The organism is Rosettibacter firmus (genome assembly GCF_036860695.1).
GTDB lineage: Bacteria > Bacteroidota > Ignavibacteria > Ignavibacteriales > Melioribacteraceae > Rosettibacter > Rosettibacter firmus.
On sequence record NZ_JAYKGJ010000001.1, the window covers coordinates 20,324 to 38,343 of the forward strand.

An 18,020-nucleotide genomic window follows, 5' to 3' on the forward strand; every position below is an offset into this window, starting at 1 on the left:
CCTTTTCTTTTTTAAATTTCAATACTTAATTAAAACTACAGAGGATTTTATGAAGAGAATAAAGTTTATTTTTTTGTTTTTATTCTTTTATTTACCATTTATCTATCCCCAAAACAAATTATTGACTATTGAAGATGTTGTAATTAATTCTTACACAAAATTGTTACCTTCCAATCTACAACAATTAAGCTGGATACCTTTTACTGATAATTATGCATATGTAGATAATCCAAATAATAATGCTGCACTTATTAAATTTGGAATCAAAAGCAATAATCCCGATACTATTTTAAAACTTACAGAACTAAATAAACTATTAAAATCACAAAACTTCAACGAAGTATCTCACTTCCCTACTATCAACTGGTCAAATAAGGATTCTTTTTATTTCTGGATTGAAAATAATTTATTTACTTACAACTGCATTACAAAAAAATTAACATTAACGAATTCCACAGAAGAAAACGCAGACAATAAAACAATTGCCCCTAATTCAAAATATGTAGCATATACTAAAGCAAACAATCTCTTTATTTCACTTGAACCTTCAAAACCAATTCAAGTTACTTTTGAAACAGATACAAATATTGTATGTGGTCAGGCAGTTCATAGAAATGAATTTGGGATTCAAAATGGAATTTTCTGGTCTCCAAAATCAAACTACATCGCTTTTTACAGAATGGATCAAACTATGGTGACAGATTATCCCATAATTGATATTTCATATACCCCTGCAAAAATAAAAAACATAAAATATCCAATGGCTGGCCAAAATAGTCACCATGTAACTGTGGGAATTTATAATCTTAATTCAGGAAAAACAATTTATCTAAATTCAGGTGAACCATTAGATCAATATTTAACTTGCTTAACATGGTCTCCTGATGAAAAATATTTTTACATAGCACATTTAAATAGAGACCAAAATCATCTTCAATTAAAAAAATATGATGTTACTTCTGGTGAATTAGTAAAAATCTTATTTGAAGAAAAAAATGATAAATATGTTGAACCAGAAAATCCCTTAATATTCCTACCAAATTCTAACACAAAATTTTTATGGTTCTCTGAAAGAAATGGATTTAATCATCTTTACTTATATGATACTGATGGGAATTTATTAAGACAGGTAACTAATGGAAACTGGGAAGTAACAAACTTTATCGGCTTTGATGATAAAGGAAAAACCATTTTAATTACGGCTACAAAAGAAAGTCCTCTTGACAGGCATGTTTATAAAGTAAATCTTGAAAATGGTAGAATAGAAAGAATTACAAACGAACAGGGTATTCATAACATAAAAGCAAATTATAATCATAAATTTTTTATTGATTCATACTCAAATTTAAATACACCTCGTCAAATTAATTTATTAAACCACAAAGGAGAAGTAATAAAAAATCTTCTAACATCAGAAAATCCTTTGAAAGATTATAAAATTGGAAGCACAAAAATTTTCAGTATTAAAAATGATGGTATCGATCTTTACTGCAGAATGATTTTACCTCCAGATTTTGATGAAACAAAAAAATATCCAGTAATAGTGTATGTATATGGTGGTCCTCATGCACAGGAAGTAACAAATTCTTTTGGATATGGAAGATATTTTTTATGGTTTTACATGATGGCTCAAAAAGGTTATATAATATTTACTCTTGATAATCGTGGTTCGGCAAATAGAGGTCTTGAATTTGAACAAGCAACTTTCAGAAGATTAGGAACTATTGAAATTAAAGATCAAATGGCAGGCATTAACTACTTAAAATCACTTCCATATATTGATACAACAAGATTTGGTGTATTTGGCTGGAGTTATGGTGGATTTATGACTACATCTTTAATGTTAAGAACTAATAATACATTTAAAGTTGGTGTTGGTGGTGGAGCTGTAATTGATTGGAAATTCTACGAAGTTATGTATACAGAAAGATATATGGATACACCTCAAAATAATCCTGATGGTTATAAGGAAGCTTCGTTATTAAATTATGTCCAGAATTTAAATGGTAAACTTCTTTTAGTTCATGGAACATCTGATCCTGTTGTTGTATGGCAACATACATTATCTTTTGTTCAAAAAGCAACACAATTAAACAAACCTCTGGATTATTTCCCATACATTGGACACGAACATGGTGTTACTGGCAAAGATGCTCTTCATCTTTTTACTAAAATTACTAATTATTTTCTCGATAATTTATAAAGGATTGTATAGTGCAAGGATCAATAATGTTCTATAAAAATGAATATTAAGAAGAACGTAGTTTTAACTATAAATCAATTTTTATATCTTTAAATTAATTTTAAGAAAAAATGTATGTATAATGAACTTAATGAAATAGTATTACGACTTTTTGAATTAGCAGAGTTTGCCAAAAGAAGAGATAAATTTTTCCTTGATGAAGTTTGCAACTTTTTAGTCAAAGAATTTAATCTCGAGGCTGCTGTAATTTTTAGATTAAACGATAATAAAACTCTAAAATTATTAGGTAAACCGAATAACATAAGCAAAGAATTCTTAAAGAATAATAATTTTTATTGTAATGATTGCAATAATATTACAGAAGACAATCAATACACAATAAATACAAAATTAGAGTGTAATGCAAAAATTACAAATAATAAATTCCCTGAATCCTGTATTTACGTCAAAATATCTGATACCATAAAGCTTATAATCAAAATTGCTTATAAAACAGAATTAGAAAAACAGAAAAAAAATATAATTGAAAATACTTTACGTCTTATAGGATTATTCATTCAATACTGGTTTAATCGTCAACCTGATTCAATAAATTATTTCCCTAATATAGTTACCCGCATTACACAGGAATTAAAACTTAATGCCAATACAATAATTAATTCATATACTGCCCTTTCATCGAGTAAAGAAATTAATCAAGAATTATTAACATCAATAAAGAAAAATGTCCAGAGTATTTTATTAAATATTAACGATTTGAATGAACTATCTAAATATGAATCCAATAATTTGCAAATTAATGCTCAGGAGATAAACCTATATAACTTTTTAAATGATATTATAAATCTATTTAAGAGTAAGGTAAACAAAAATTTAAATTACGAATTAGAAATTGTAGACATTAAACAACCAGTAAAAAAAGATGAACAAAAACTCAAATATATTTTAAGTACATTAATTTATGTTGCTACTATTTTAGCAGAAGAAGGTAAAATACATATTAAGGTATTACCTCGTACATATGGCTTAGAATTTTATATATCAAATGAAGGGAAGAACTTATCAGAAGATATATTAAACAATTTCTTTGAACCATATAAACTTCAACATATAGATGAATTTAAGAATTCAAATCTGACAAATTTAAGCTTAACATTAGTTCAAAAATATATTAATTTTCTTGGTGGAAATATTACTGTTAAAAATAATAAACAAAAAGGAATAACTTTTAACTTTACAATAAATGGAGCTAAGATGTCAGAATTAGAATCTACAATATCAAAACTACCACAATCTTCTACAAATAAGAATAAAGTTCTTGTAATAGAAGACGATTATGCAACATCAAAGCTTCTTAGCAATTATCTTAATAAATGGGGTTACGTACCTTCAATTGTTAGTACAGAAGAACAGGTATTTGATATTATAAACAATGAACATTTGTTAGCAATAATTCTGGATATCGAAATTACGAGTACAAATGGATTGGAACTTCTCAAAAAAATTCACGAACATCCAAATACTAAAAATGTACCCGTTATTGTTTGTTCTATTGAACCAGAACAACAAAAAGCTTTCTTGATGGGAGCAGTAGAATATTTTGTTAAGCCAATCAATTATAATTATCTCGTAGAAGTTTTAACAAATTATAAATTAAGAAAAAATTCAACAATACTTTGTGTAGATGATGATGTTCCTACTCTGAACTTAATTAAACAAGCTATTGAGAGTGCTGGCTTTAATGCATTAGCAGAAAATGTTTCGGCAAATGTTATGGATTTAATTAAAGATAAAGATATTGACTTAGCAATTATCGATTTAGATATGCCTTATCCAAATGGATTTGAATTAATAAAAATGATTAAATCAGAAAAACGTTTTACACATCTACCAATAATTATTTATACTGGAAAAGAAAATTATAAAGAAGACCTCAGTAAAATTGAAGGATTGTTTGATGAACTATTAGAAAAACGTTCCACAAATATTGAAGACCTTGCTGATGTAATCAATGTAATGATTAATCGTTATGAAGTTCCACCACCTGCACAGGAAGTTCTTTCTAAAAAAGGAGTTAAAAAAATATTATTAGCAGAAGATTATAAACACTCACAAATTATAGTAACCAGATTATTAAAGAAAAATAATTTTGAAGATATCGTTGTTGTTGAAAATGGAGAAGATGCTGTAAGGATGGCAAAACAAGAAAAATTTGATTTGATACTGATGGATATGCAAATGCCAATTATGAATGGTTTCGAAGCAACAGAAAAGATACGACAATTACCTGAATATAAAGACGTACCTATTATTGCTCTTACCGCTTTTGCTATGAAAGGTGATAAAGAAAAATGTCTTGAAGTTGGTGCTACAGACTATATACCTAAACCAATTGATAGTAAAGAATTTATTGAAAAAATAAAATATTATACGAATACATAAACTTTATATAATTTTTCTATCAACTTTCTTTATTTAGTTCTGAATCTTTTTTTAGAACTTCTTCTTCCATTCTTATTTTATATTCTTTAAGCTTACTTGCAAGATTATTATCATTAATAGAAAGTATTTGAACTGCAAGTAAGCCAGCATTTTTAGCTCCATCAATTGCAACTGTAGCAACAGGTACTCCTCCTGGCATTTGAACAATAGAAAGTAAAGAATCAAAACCATTAAGTGCCCCACTTTTTAATGGTACTCCAATAACAGGAAGATAAGTATAAGATGCAACTACACCAGGCAGATGTGCAGCCAAACCAGCTCCAGCTATAATAATTTTAATTCCTCGCTCTGACAAACCTGTAACATACTCTCTTACATGATTAGGAACTCTATGTGCAGAAAGAATTCTCATTTCATATTTAATCTTAAATTCCTCCAGAACATCAGCAGCTTTTTTCATTACTGGAAGATCTGAATCGCTCCCCATAATTATACTTACCAATGGATTACTTTCAATCATAGTTACTCCTTAAAATTTTGCTATCTAATATATTAACAAAAAAGGCAGAGTTCAAAATTTCAACTCTGCCTTTCAAGCTAAGGAGTATTGAATAAATTTATTTACGAGTAATCGATCCTACACCAGAAACATTTGTTTTTGTTTCTTTTGGATTTCCATAATATTTAATTGAACCAATACCAGATACAGAAGCATTAAGATAATTTTTTGCATAAACTTCTGCATTCCCTGCTCCACTTACTGAAACATATACATCATATGCTTTTAAATCCTTTGCTTCTAAATTACCAGCTCCAGAAATTCTTGCAATTAATATTTCACAATTTCCATTTAATTCAATATTTCCTGCACCACTTAATTCAACATCAAACTTATCAGTTTTTATATCCGATACTTTTATCATACTTGCACCAGAACTGTTTAATTCTTTTAGTTCTTTTGTGTAAATTTCAATTAATATCCCTCTTCTTGGTGAAAGATTTTTTTCGTTATATATCTTTAATTTATTATCACGAATCTGTGTTTTAATGTATGGTAACAAATTTTCTTCTGCAGATATTTTAATTGAGCTTTCATCTCCATGCTTAACATTAACTTTATATGCCCCACTAATTTCTAAGTTCTTAAAATCTTTTATATCTCTCACTTCTGTTTTTAATTTACCATTTCCCCTAATGCCCCAGATTACACATCCACAACCACTAATAACCAAAGTAAATATTAATATCAATGATAACATTCTGTTCTTCATACTAACCTCCAATTTCTGATAAATTAGACGATACTTAATAAAAAAAGTTATATAAATAATTACAACAGTTTATAAAGATTATAGTAAAAACTCATTTCTTTTTTTATTTTCTATTATGAAATAAAAATTTTTCAATAAAGATGACAAATGAAGAATTAAATAATCTTCAAGCAGAAGCTTATGAACATCTCTGGAATGGCAGATATAGATTAGCACTTTCTACTGCAGAAAAAGTTTATCAATATCGTCCAGACGATAGCGAAGCAGCAATATGTCTGGCTTGGGCATATCTTGAAAATGGAAATCCCTCTAAAGCACTTGAATTTGCAAACCTTGCTGTTGAATTAAAAGGTGAATCATCCCATACCAGATTTTTCAGAGCTTACCTCCTTTCGCGTTTAAGTATATTTGAAGGTGCTATTGCAGATATTGAAAAATCAATTAAAAGTGAAAAAGAATTATTGAGCTGGACTTATCTCACACTTGCTCGTTCTTATGCTGGTTTGAATAAATTCGATAATGCATTAAACGTATTAAAGTTAGAATCTCTATTAGAAAATGAAAATAATCAGGCAGTAAATAAACTTAATATACTTATTCAAAAAGCAAAACAATATACAAGTAAAGAATTTGAGTTCACATCCAATCGAATAAAAGAAATATTAAATGATGCTATTGATGCTATTAAATCAAAAGAATATTGGTTTTCGTTACTTACATCAAGAATTTTATTATCATTAAACATTTCTGAAAAAATAAAAGAAGAAGCTGAGTTAATTGAGCTTGAATCGATGTTCCATTTATTTCAATATCGTCCTGCACTGAAAAAGGCAGAATCATTAAAAAGCAAGTTCAACAAAAATCAAAAATTTAATTTCATCTATAATTCACTCAAAAAATATTTAACTGTAGAAGAAGAGAGTCAGGAAGAACCATTACAAAGCATAAAAATAAAACATGAATACTCATTCGAGTTACCAGATTTATCCAATATTGAAGAGAAAGTGCAATATAAATTTAAATCCATTGCATATCCAAATGATTATGTAGAAATAATATCCATTAAAATATTTGATTCAGATAAAGAAATTAAAACAGGTGAACGTAGTTTTTATAAGCAGATAGATCAAAATATCAATTGGCTTGGTGCAGAAGTAATTTTTAATAATCCATTTTACCAGAAAGAAAATCGTTCTTATGATTGCAGTTTAGTATGGTATATAAATGATTTTGAAATTGGCAGAAACGAATTTAAACTAAACATACCTAAAGATTGGGATTCGATTATATTCACTCAAAATATGGGCTCAGATAAATCTGGTTTCTGGAAAAAAGGTCAAGCAAAGGTAGAAGTATATATTAACAATTTCAAAGTTGGTGAAAAATATTTTGGAATTGATGATACACGCCTTAACGAAGAAGAATTTACACCTCCAGAACCAAAAACAAAAACTAAAGAAACACAAACATCAACACCTGTAATTCCAGCATCTGAAAAAAATATTGACGAACTATTAGCTGAACTGGATTCATTTATAGGATTAAATAATATTAAACAAGCTATAAGAGATTTTATTTCTTACCTCGAATTTATAAAAGAACGAAAAAAATTTGGTTTAAAGACAGAAGAAAAAATTGCTATCAATGCTGTATTTCTTGGTAATCCTGGTTCAGGTAAAACAACTATAGCAAGATTATTAGGAAGCATATTTAAAGCAATGGGCATATTACCATCAGGTCATGTTGTTGAAGTTGATAGAGCAGGATTAGTTGGACAATATATTGGTGAAACTGCACAAAAAACAGAAAAAGTAATAAATGATGCAATGGGCGGTGTACTATTTATTGACGAAGCATATACTCTTGTAAAAAAAGGAAGTTCATCACAGGACTTTGGACAGGAAGCCATAGATATCCTTCTTAAAAGAATGGAAGATCGTAAAGGTGAATTTGTTGTAATTGCTGCAGGATATACTGATGAAATGAATGCTTTCCTTGAATCAAATCCAGGTTTAAAATCAAGATTTACTCATACTTTCATCTTTGAAGATTATACACCAGATGAATTAGTTCAAATATTAAATCAGTATCTTAAAAAGGAAGAATATAATATTACAAATGATGCTCTGGAATTTTTACATAAAGAATTCATTAACCTTTATAGAAATAGAGATAAAAGTTTTGGTAATGCTCGATTAATAAGAAAAATCTTTGAAGAAGCTAAAATAAATTTAAGTAAACGAGTTCTTACATTACCTGAACACGAAAGAACAAAAGATAAATTAAACACAATAACTATTGATGATATCCTACCAATACTAAGAAAAGATAAAGGAAAAGATTTCAAACTTCCTATTAACGAAGAAGCACTGCAGGAAGCTCTTAACGAACTTAATAATCTCGTTGGTTTAAAATCTGTTAAAAAGGAAATTAACGATCTTGTAAAACTTGCAAGATTTTTTGCGGAGCAAGGTGAAGACTTAAGAGATAAAATAGCAAATCACTACTTGTTTCTGGGCAATCCTGGTACTGGAAAAACTACCGTAGCAAGAATTTTTAGTAAAATCTTTTCTGCTCTTGGAGTTTTATCTAAAGGACATCTCGTTGAAACAGATAGACAGGGATTGGTTGCAGGATATGTTGGACAAACAGCAGAAAAAACTACTAATATAATTGATAAAGCAATAGGTGGAACTTTATTTATTGACGAAGCCTATTCTTTAACCAAACCAGAAACTCATGGAACTGATTTCGGCAGAGAAGCAATTGACATATTGCTCAAAAGAATGGAAGATGATCGTGGTAAATTTATTGTAATTGCAGCAGGTTACACAGATGAGATGAAAAAATTTATTGCATCTAATCCTGGATTGGAATCAAGATTTACCAAATCAATTTACTTTGAAGATTATACACCAGAAGAAATGTTTGAAATTATTAAAAGAAACCTTTTAAAAGATAAAAAGAAATTAACCGAAGAAGCTGAAACTTTGCTCAAAAACTATTTTAATAATCTTTACAAAACAAGAGATAAAAAATTTGGTAATGCAAGAGTAGTAAGAAATATTTATGAATTACTAAAACAAAAATTGATGCTCCGTATCGCAGACTTGCCACCTGATAAAAGAACAGAAGAGACTCTAAGTACCATCATTAAACAGGATATAATCGAAGTAATAGGAAAAAGCAGCAGTGCTTCTGAATATCAGGTGAAAGGAGATCCATTAAAATTGCAGGAATATATGGATGAATTAAATTCTTTGGTTGGCTTAGAAAAGGTTAAAGAAAAAATATATCAATTAATAAGTGGTTCTAAAATTATTCAACTTAAAAAAGAACGTGGTTTGCATGTAATAGAAAAAAATCTCCATTCAATATTTATAGGAAATGATGGAACTGGTAAAACAACAGTTGCAAAAATTCTAAGCAAAATATTAAAGGAACTTGGAATCTTAGAAAAAGGTCACTTAATAAAAGTAAACCGTACTGATTTAGTTGTAAATTATCAGGGTAAAACTGCAAGTAACACAGATCAAATAATTCGTGAAGCACTGGGCGGAATATTATTCATTGATGAAGCATATGAATTGATCCAAAGTAATGACGATTTTGGATACGAAGCAATTTCCACTATTCTAAGAAGAATGAGTGAATATAAAACTAAGTTCATTGTTATACTATCAGGAATTACTTCTAAGATGAATAAGTTTATGAAATCATATCCAGATATAATTAAGAATTTTTCAAATATAATTGAGTTTGATGATTACAATCCCCGACAGCTACTTTCTATATCATATTTGATTGCTAATAGTCACGGATATGAACTCGATGAAGGAGCTTTGCAAATGCTTCTTGAAATTTTTACACAACTTTACGAAAAAAGAGATGAAAACTTCAGAAATGCTTTTATGGCCAAAAGTATTTTATATTCTGCAATTACCAAACAAGAACAAAGAATTTCTTCGATTATAAATCCTACAGATGAAGATCTAAAAACAATCACACTCGAAGATGTTATGTTGATTGAAATGTAACCATGCTAACAATTAAAAATCTAACAAAAAACTTTGATTCTCTTACTGCTGTTAATTCTATTAATCTCAATATTCCCAGAGGTGAACTTTTTGGTTTTCTTGGTCCAAATGGTGCTGGTAAAACAACAACCATTAAAATGATTGTTGGCTTACTTACTCCATCAGCAGGAAATATTTTTGTAGATGGAATCGATGTGTGGAAAAATCCTGTAATATCAAAAATGAAAATAGGCTATATACCAGATCAACCATACTTATACGATAAACTCTCTGGAAGAGAATATTTATATTTCAGTGGTGGACTCTACAAACTAAATAAAGACAAGATCAGAAATAAAATTGATGAATTGATTGACACATTAAAAATTGGTAACTGGATAGATAAAAGAACTGAAGAATACTCACAGGGAATGAAACAAAGAATTGTTATTGCTTCTGCTTTCCTTCACGATCCTGAATTAATTGTTATTGACGAACCAATGATTGGATTAGATCCACCAACAGCTTACATTGTAAAAAAATTTTTTGTTGAACAAGTAAGAAATGGGAAAACAATTTTTATGTCCACTCACAGTCTGAATATTGTAGAAGAAATATGCACCTCTGTAGGTATTATTCATAAAGGTAAAATAATTTTTAATGATACCATTCAATCACTAAATAAATTAATTCAAGAAAAAAATAATAATTTCGAAGAGTTATTCATTGAACTCACAAATGATTAATGAAACAATTAATTCACTTACTAAAATATAAACTATTACTTTTCTTACGATTTGACAGAAAATTAAATTTTAGTGAAATTATTAAAAATTTTGGAAGCAGTCTTGTTTATATTGGCTTCAGTATAGGCACTTTTCTTTTTACTAAATTTTTAATATGGTTTTTATTAATAAAAATCAGAATCGGTCTCTTTTTGCTTCACGAATTTATTTCAATGCTAATGTTTATTTTTTTTGTATCTGTTAATGTTGGTAATATAATTGTTTCTTATTCAACACTTTACAAATCAAATGAATTAAGCTTCTTAATTACTCGTCCCATAGAGCCACTAAAAATATTCCTCATAAAATTTCTTGATAACTTCTTTTATAGTTCTTCTACATTAATTTTAATTTTGATTTCTGTATTACTTGGCTACTCAATTTATTTCAAGATGAGTATCAGCTCAATGCTAATCTTTTTCCTGTTTAATTTTATTCCATATATTTTTTCTGCGGGATGTCTTGGTGTTATTATACTCTTATTGATATTAAAACTTGCTACAAAATATAGTCTTCGTAAAATAATTTTATCTGCTATAATTCTATATCTCATTTTAGTTTATTCTTTCTTCGAAATTCAATCACCAGTTAAACTTGTAAATTCAATTATGAAATATTATCCTTTTGAAAATCGTGATATATTTTTCGAAGAAATAATACCACCTTTACTTAAATATTTACCAAATCACTGGTTATCGGAATCTGCCTACTGGCTTGTTAAAAATAATTTTTACAAATCTATTTCACTTTTTATTTATCAAATAATTTTCTCTATTGTACTTTTTTCTATTGCCATAATTTTAGGCAAACATTTATACTACGATACATTATTCAGTTCAATTAAATTCAAAAAAGAGAAATCAATTTTATACAAACTACAGAACAATGTATTTACCTTTACAAAAAAATCAATATTGCATCCTGTTACAGAATCAATTCTAAAAAAAGAAATAATACTTTTTATACGTGAGCCAAGTCAAATTATTCATTTTGGTGTTATCTTTTTTTTAATTATAACATTTGCAATCAGTATCAGTAGAATTCAGTATACAGGTTTTGGAAATTATCTGCTCCAGACAATAATTTATTTATCTATTATGATTTTTAACTTCTTATTAATATCAACTCTATCTTTGCGATTTGTTTTCCCCCTCATAAGCTTAGAAGGACTTTCATTCTGGAAAATAAAATCTGCTCCTGTTAATATGAATAAATTAGCACTCAATAAATTATTTCCAGCTGGTATAGTAATTTTACTTACAGCTTTATTCTTAAATCTATTATGCAATTTTAGATTTGGAACTGAAATTTTATTAATATCATCATTAATAACTCTCTTTACATCAATAATAATTTTATTAATTAATTATGGGATGGGAGGAATATTTGTAAATTTCAGAGAAAAGAATCCAATAAGATTAGCTTCGTCAAGAGGTGCTTCTCTCTCCTTTCTTATAAATGTAATTGTTTTACTTATGATAATTTTACTAATATTGAATTACTTTGTTGAATATTTCTTAAGTCTAAACTTAAGCAAGAATTTTAATTACACACATATAATTTATTCATTAATTATAATAACATTTTTATCTATCGCTATTGCTTTTATATTTTACAGGAATAGTCTGAAAGCACTTGAAAAAGATTTTATCTAACTTTTATAACTTCTAATATAAAGAGAATATGCAATTTCCCCTGCTAAAGTAACAGCAATTCTTCTCGGGATTACTTTTATAAATATTGTAATTAATTTATTTTTTAATCCATCAACTACAGAAGGTTTTTTGCCAAGTGCTCTTAAAGCAGTTTTAACCACATCACTTGCTTCTCGAGGCAAAGGTCCAACACCAATCTTAGCAATTCTTTGAAATTCTGTATTAGTACCACCAGGATTAAGTGCAAGTACATCAATGTTGTACTTTTTTAATTCCCACCATAATGCTTCTCCCATAAAAAGATTAAAAGCTTTTGTTGCAGAATATGTAGTCATCATTGGTGTTGGTTGAAATGCTACAGTACTTCCTAAAAAAATTATTGCACCTTTTTTTCTCTTAATCATCTCAGGAAGATAATAATGTGTTAATAGAGTTGGTGCAATGCAATTTACTTTAATCATCTCAATTTCCTTATCAGTATTACAACTAATAAATTCTCCTGTAGAACCAAAACCTGCATTATTAATCAGAATTCCTATTTCTTTACCATTCGTGCATTTAAACAATTCATCAAGGAAATTTTCTTTAGATAAATCTACATTAGCAATAATTGATTCTGTATTATATTCTTTTTTTAAATAATCTGATAAAGCTTCAAGTCTATATTTCCTTCTTGCTACCAATATTAATTTCATTCCCAATTTTGCCAGTTGTTTGGCAAATTCTTCTCCAATACCTGATGATGCTCCTGTAACTAATGCCCACTCTCCATATTTTTGAGAAAGGTTTAACATAAAATAGTTCCTGATTTTATTTTTAATAAAATGTAAATTAAATAAATGTTATATTTATTATAAAATGAATTTACAACTATAAATAAAGGAACAAATATGAAAGTAATAAACATCAAAAATGTTGAATCAAAAAAAGTGATGATGGATGGAGCTTTTAATGCTTACAAACAAATACCAATTTCAAAAGCAGATGGTACTCCAAATTTTTCTATGAGAGTATTTACAATAGAGCCCAATGGATATACTCCATATCATAAACATAATTATGAACAATTAAATTATATAATTGAAGGTGAAGGAATTTTAATAAATGAGAATCAAGATGAAATCCCGCTTAATGAAGGGGATTTTGTATTAGTTTTACCAAATGAAATTCATCAATACAAAAATAAGTCGAGCAACAAAAATTTTGTTTTTATTTGTTGTGTCCCAAAAGAATTCGAATAAATTAAATTAATTCGCTCAATAATTCTGGTCTTGGTTGAGGTATAACAACTTTATTAACAAGTAATCCTCTATCTGAAATTACTTTTGCACCAGCTTCTACAGCACTTCTTACAGCAGCAACTTCGCCAGTTAAAGTGCAGAAAGCTTTTCCGCCCAAAGCCATAGCAAGTCGTATTTCAATAATTTTTACATTAGCAGTTTTAATAGCTGCATCTGCACCTTCAATAAGTGAAGCTACAGAAAATGCTTCCAGAATTCCAAGAGCTTCGAGCATATCAACCTGAGTATGTCCAGATAAAGCAGGAAAAATATCTTTATGAACATTTGGTATTACAAATGAATCAACAATAGCAAAATCAATTTGATTAATCGCACTATCTACAGCCGATTGCACTTCTGCTACTTCTCCACCAATCATTACCATATATTTACCAGAACAAATACTTCTGGACAATATCAATTCAACATGAGAAGTTTTCAACATAATATCTGCAGCTTGCATACCTGCAGCAATGCTTGTTAATTCTACTAAACCAAGAGAATTCATTTCCATAATAGTCACCTTTCTCTAAATTATTTATTAAGATTGTGAAGAAATTATTATATAATCATTGTTCATTTCAGTAATATTACCAGTAATTGAAGCATGAATGTTAGCTCCTAATTGGTCTTTTTCAACAATTGCAATTAAATCGCCTTTGTTAACAAAATCTCCAACATTTACTATTGACTTTGCAGGAGCTCCTGCATGCTGTTTCAATAAAATTTTAACCTGTTTAGGTTTTGGAACTTCTTTTATAAAAGGAGAATGAACATCATAATCTATTAAATCTAATTTTTTTATTAATAAACTTGTTGGAACTCTTCTTCCTTCTTTCATAGGATGAACTTTTGGAGGTTTTTTCTGTTCATATCTTAATTTTTCTTGCTTCATAAATACTTTCCCCTGATCGCATGCTTCTCTTGGATACAAATCTTCTGGACATGAATACAAACTGCATAAACCACACGAACAGCATAAAGCAGCATATTGATTCCATACTTCTTTTCCTGTTGTTGTAAATGCTAAAGAACGCATTACTTTATGAGGTTGCACATCATAACCCAGCAAATATCTTGGACAAAATTCAGTGCAATAACTACATTGATCGCAGGCAGATTTACCAATACGATTCATATCATGTATTGGTCTTATCATTCTCTTAATTAAATAATGGTCTTTAGGTAAAATTATTAAGCCAGCAGTAGTTTTAGTTACAACATCATTTACATCGAAAGTAAGTTTACCCATCAGAATACCACTTACAAAGATTCCAAAATCCTGTATTGTTGTACCACCTACAAATTCGATTAAATCTTTAAATGAAGTCCCAATTGGGACAAAAAAAGTGGATGGATTTTTCACTGCACCTGTTACACAAACTATTTTTTCGGTAACAGGAATATCATTTATTGCATTATTAATATTAAAAAATGTTTCAACATTATTAACTACACAACCAACATCTAATGGTAAACCATGTGGAGGAATTAATCTTTTAGTTGTTGCATAAACCAATTCGTACTCATCACCAGCAGGATAAAAGTCACCAAGAGTATGAATTTCAATTTTACTATTGGAAATATTTTTTTGAATTGATTCGATTGCTTTCACATTTTTTGCTTTAACACCAAAGAAAGATTTGGTAGCCGAAGTTTGCTTTAACATAATATCTACACCAGCTAAAATTTGAGGAGCAAAATTCACCATTAATTCATAATCTTTATGAATTAATGGTTCACATTCAGCACCATTAACCAACAAAAATTCTACTTTCGATTTTGCTTTTATGTGAGTAGGAAATCCTGCTCCTCCAGCTCCTACTACACCAGCATTAAAAATTTTTTCTACAATATCCATTATTCATTCCTTTTAATAACTACTAAAGTTTTGTCATCTTGATAACGGCTATCTGATGTACTAAATTTTGAAACATCATCAAGTATTGAATAAACAATCTCTCTGGGAGAAAGATTAGAAGTTTTTCTAATAATTTTTTCTAATCTTTTTTCGTCATAGAATTCATATTTATCATTTGCAGATTCTACAATGCCATCAGAATAAACAACTAAAATATCACCTTCAGCAAAGTTAATACTATCGGTTTCATATTTAGAATTAGGTGCTGGTCCTAATAATGGACCTGTTGGATAAAGATAAGTAAAAGAGTTTTTCTTTTTGCTATAAAATATTGGTGGATTTTGACCAGCATTAGCATAAAGAAATAAACCTTTTTTATCTGTAGATAATTCACCATAGAATAGAGAGACAAACTTATCATCGCTAAATATTTTATTTACAAGTTGATTTAATCTGAACATCATAGGAGATATTTTTATTTGAAAATTGCTTGCCATTCTTATTGCACCTGAAATATACATAGCTTCGGCTGCAGCAGCTAAACCTTTTGATGCAGCATCACCAACAACAATTCCAAGTCGTTCTTCATCATCACCAATTTTAAGATAATCATAAAAATCTCCTGCTACATTTTCTGCAGGAATTGTAACTCCAAAAATATCATAAAAATGAAATTTATACTCATGTTCTGGTAAAATACTTCTTTGAAGCTCTTTTGCTTTATCAATGTTTTCAATTAAATTTTTTCTTGATAAAGTTAAATAACGTTCTCTAAGTTTAGATGTTAAAACAGTTGCAATAATATTTAGAGTATAACGAAGATCATCTCCAATTTTATCGCTATTAATTGCAATTAAATATTCATAATATTTTTTACCATTAACATTAATCTTTTTCCCTACTCCTGAAGCTGAATAACGAAATATTCCTTTCGAGATTAATGTAGCATCTGTTTCATCTGCTAAAATTGTTCTTACAGACGTAATTTTATCGAATATTATATAATCTTTTATGTATAACTTATAATCTTTAGGAATTTTTTGAACTTTTCCTGTTTGAAATAACAATTTATATGCTTGAATTGAAGGTTCTAATTTCCATATTCTTCCACCAGATACATTAAATTGTTCTTTGCTTACAATTTGTTCAATAACATATTTCAATAATTCAGTATCATCATTAAAACTTCCTGATGCTATTGTATCCAATGTTTTGAATAATCTTTTTTGATCCATATCATTCAGAATAAAAGTTTATAATATTTTGCAAAACTCTTTTACATACTTCATTAAATTCATTAGACGAAAAAGAATTCATAATACTATTTAAGGAAGGTCTATAAACACCTTTTGAAACATAGCCCCCACCTTCAAAGACACCAATTTTATTTTTGTATTTTTCTTCTGGAGGTGTAGGTATTGGTGTGTCAGGTTGAATTAGATTTTTCCACTTAGAATTAAAATTCACAAGTGTAGTTAAATTTGGTTCCCATGGTTCAACATCAAGAGGATAGAATTCTTGATATGTGTTATCATTTCCATATTCATCACCTAAACCTGCAAGACCATGTCCAAATTCATGTATGAAAATTTGTTTAGAATGCTCATTATCTGATGCAGTAATGTTATAAAAATTATAAATTCCACCGCCACCATATTTAGATGTATTTACTAAAATAAAAATTTGTTCATATGGTGCATTCGCAGCAATATCTCTTACAGCAAATAAATCGGTTGTCATTAAATATCTTTCACTATCAAATGTATAAAAACTGGAATTCAAAATTGTTTGAACCCAAATACCTTTTCCTGGAATATCAACCCCACTTTGAGGTGAAGGAGCTTCTACACCCCATATATTTATTTTATTTTTATTTTCAGAAAATGGAGAGTATTCAAATAAGTAATCTACAAATCTTTTACAATCATTCTTAAATTTTTCCATTTCATTTAATGTATAACCTTCTGGAATAAAAACAATATCTAATTTTTTTGCTGGTTCTCCTGAGTAATACACTTTAAAGCTATTATAAGGTTTTTTCTTTTCTTGAATAATAAAATAACTGGCAGGATTTATGGTATATTCAAATTTTTTCTCGAAAATATTTCTTTTATTTCTTCGATGAATTTCCAGTCTAACATTTTTCTTTGGGAATGGTATTATTACAGAACCAGGAAATGTTCTCCAAGTATTTTTTGCTTCTTCTGTTGTTTGCCATTCCTGAAAAAGTGTAGAAAAGCCTCTTGAATAAATTAATTTATTTGTTTCTTCATCATAAACCTCAAGCATATAATTTCCATAATAAAAAGTATCAATCAAATTTTTTTTTGAACCAGCCCACAATTGTTCTTTTATAATTTTATCGAAAGAGATTATTTCTGTATCTTTATTTCCAGTATGGAAAAAATCAAATCTTATTGCTTCTTCTGTAAAAAATTCATCATAATTAATTTGACTAAATATTATTGATGTATAGAATAAAATAAAGAGAAATATTTTTTTCATAA

Annotated in this window: 13 protein-coding genes; 6 read left to right on the plus strand and 7 right to left on the minus strand. The window is 28.3% G+C overall.

What is annotated here, in order from left to right; genetic code table 11:
* Nucleotides 1–49: 49 nt before the first annotated feature.
* The gene (locus VJY38_RS00110; protein ID WP_353678630.1) at nt 50–2,203 is read left to right on the plus strand and encodes a S9 family peptidase; all 2,154 of its coding nucleotides are present in this window, start codon (nt 50–52) and stop codon (nt 2,201–2,203) included.
* Nucleotides 2,204–2,317: 114 nt separating this feature from the next.
* Nucleotides 2,318–4,645: a response regulator gene (locus tag VJY38_RS00115; protein ID WP_353678631.1), complete on the plus strand. Its 2,328-nt coding sequence runs from the start codon at nt 2,318–2,320 to the stop codon at nt 4,643–4,645.
* Nucleotides 4,646–4,664: 19 nt separating this feature from the next.
* Here the strand turns inward: VJY38_RS00115 and purE are convergent, their stop codons facing one another.
* Nucleotides 4,665–5,165, minus strand: a complete 501-nt coding sequence (gene purE / locus VJY38_RS00120; protein ID WP_353678632.1) for a 5-(carboxyamino)imidazole ribonucleotide mutase — start codon at nt 5,163–5,165, stop codon at nt 4,665–4,667.
* A gap of 97 nt (nt 5,166–5,262) precedes the next feature.
* A complete protein-coding gene (locus tag VJY38_RS00125; protein ID WP_353678633.1) occupies nt 5,263–5,916 on the minus strand; it encodes a head GIN domain-containing protein in 654 nt (217 codons plus the stop codon).
* A gap of 140 nt (nt 5,917–6,056) precedes the next feature.
* Between VJY38_RS00125 and VJY38_RS00130 the strand changes: the two genes are divergently transcribed.
* From VJY38_RS00130 to VJY38_RS00140, 3 genes are read left to right on the plus strand one after another with little or no spacing between them, the layout of a single operon-like run.
* On the plus strand, nt 6,057–9,953 hold the full coding sequence (locus VJY38_RS00130; protein ID WP_353678634.1) for an AAA family ATPase: 3,897 nt from the start codon (nt 6,057–6,059) through the stop codon (nt 9,951–9,953).
* 2 nt (nt 9,954–9,955) lie between these two features.
* Nucleotides 9,956–10,678: an ABC transporter ATP-binding protein gene (locus tag VJY38_RS00135; protein WP_353678635.1), complete on the plus strand. Its 723-nt coding sequence runs from the start codon at nt 9,956–9,958 to the stop codon at nt 10,676–10,678.
* Nucleotides 10,678–12,372 carry a putative ABC transporter permease subunit gene (locus VJY38_RS00140; RefSeq protein ID WP_353678636.1) on the plus strand — a complete coding sequence of 565 codons (1,695 nt, stop codon included), beginning with the start codon at nt 10,678–10,680 and terminating at the stop codon, nt 12,370–12,372. The genes VJY38_RS00135 and VJY38_RS00140 overlap by 1 nt, the downstream gene beginning before the upstream one ends.
* Here the strand turns inward: VJY38_RS00140 and VJY38_RS00145 are convergent.
* Entirely contained in the window at nt 12,369–13,166 is a 798-nt protein-coding gene (locus tag VJY38_RS00145) for an SDR family NAD(P)-dependent oxidoreductase (RefSeq protein WP_353678637.1), read from the minus strand. The two genes, VJY38_RS00140 and VJY38_RS00145, sit on opposite strands and share 4 nt — an antisense overlap.
* A 96-nt stretch (nt 13,167–13,262) precedes the next feature.
* Between VJY38_RS00145 and VJY38_RS00150 the strand changes: the two genes are divergently transcribed.
* A complete protein-coding gene (locus VJY38_RS00150; RefSeq protein WP_353678638.1) occupies nt 13,263–13,613 on the plus strand; it encodes a cupin domain-containing protein in 351 nt (116 codons plus the stop codon).
* A gap of 1 nt (nt 13,614) precedes the next feature.
* Here the strand turns inward: VJY38_RS00150 and VJY38_RS00155 are convergent, their stop codons facing one another.
* The 4 genes from VJY38_RS00155 to VJY38_RS00170 are packed head-to-tail and all read right to left on the minus strand — an operon-like array spanning nt 13,615 to nt 18,018.
* Nucleotides 13,615–14,166, minus strand: a complete 552-nt coding sequence (locus tag VJY38_RS00155; RefSeq protein WP_353678639.1) for a BMC domain-containing protein — start codon at nt 14,164–14,166, stop codon at nt 13,615–13,617.
* 27 nt (nt 14,167–14,193) lie between these two features.
* The gene (locus VJY38_RS00160; protein ID WP_353678640.1) at nt 14,194–15,513 is read right to left on the minus strand and encodes a 4Fe-4S dicluster domain-containing protein; all 1,320 of its coding nucleotides are present in this window, start codon (nt 15,511–15,513) and stop codon (nt 14,194–14,196) included.
* Nucleotides 15,513–16,748 carry a PP2C family protein-serine/threonine phosphatase gene (locus VJY38_RS00165; RefSeq protein WP_353678641.1) on the minus strand — a complete coding sequence of 412 codons (1,236 nt, stop codon included), beginning with the start codon at nt 16,746–16,748 and terminating at the stop codon, nt 15,513–15,515. The genes VJY38_RS00160 and VJY38_RS00165 overlap by 1 nt, the downstream gene beginning before the upstream one ends.
* 1 nt (nt 16,749) lies before the next feature.
* Complete coding sequence (locus VJY38_RS00170) at nt 16,750–18,018, minus strand: M64 family metallopeptidase (protein ID WP_353678642.1); 1,269 nt, start codon at nt 18,016–18,018, stop codon at nt 16,750–16,752.
* Nucleotides 18,019–18,020 lie beyond the last annotated feature (2 nt).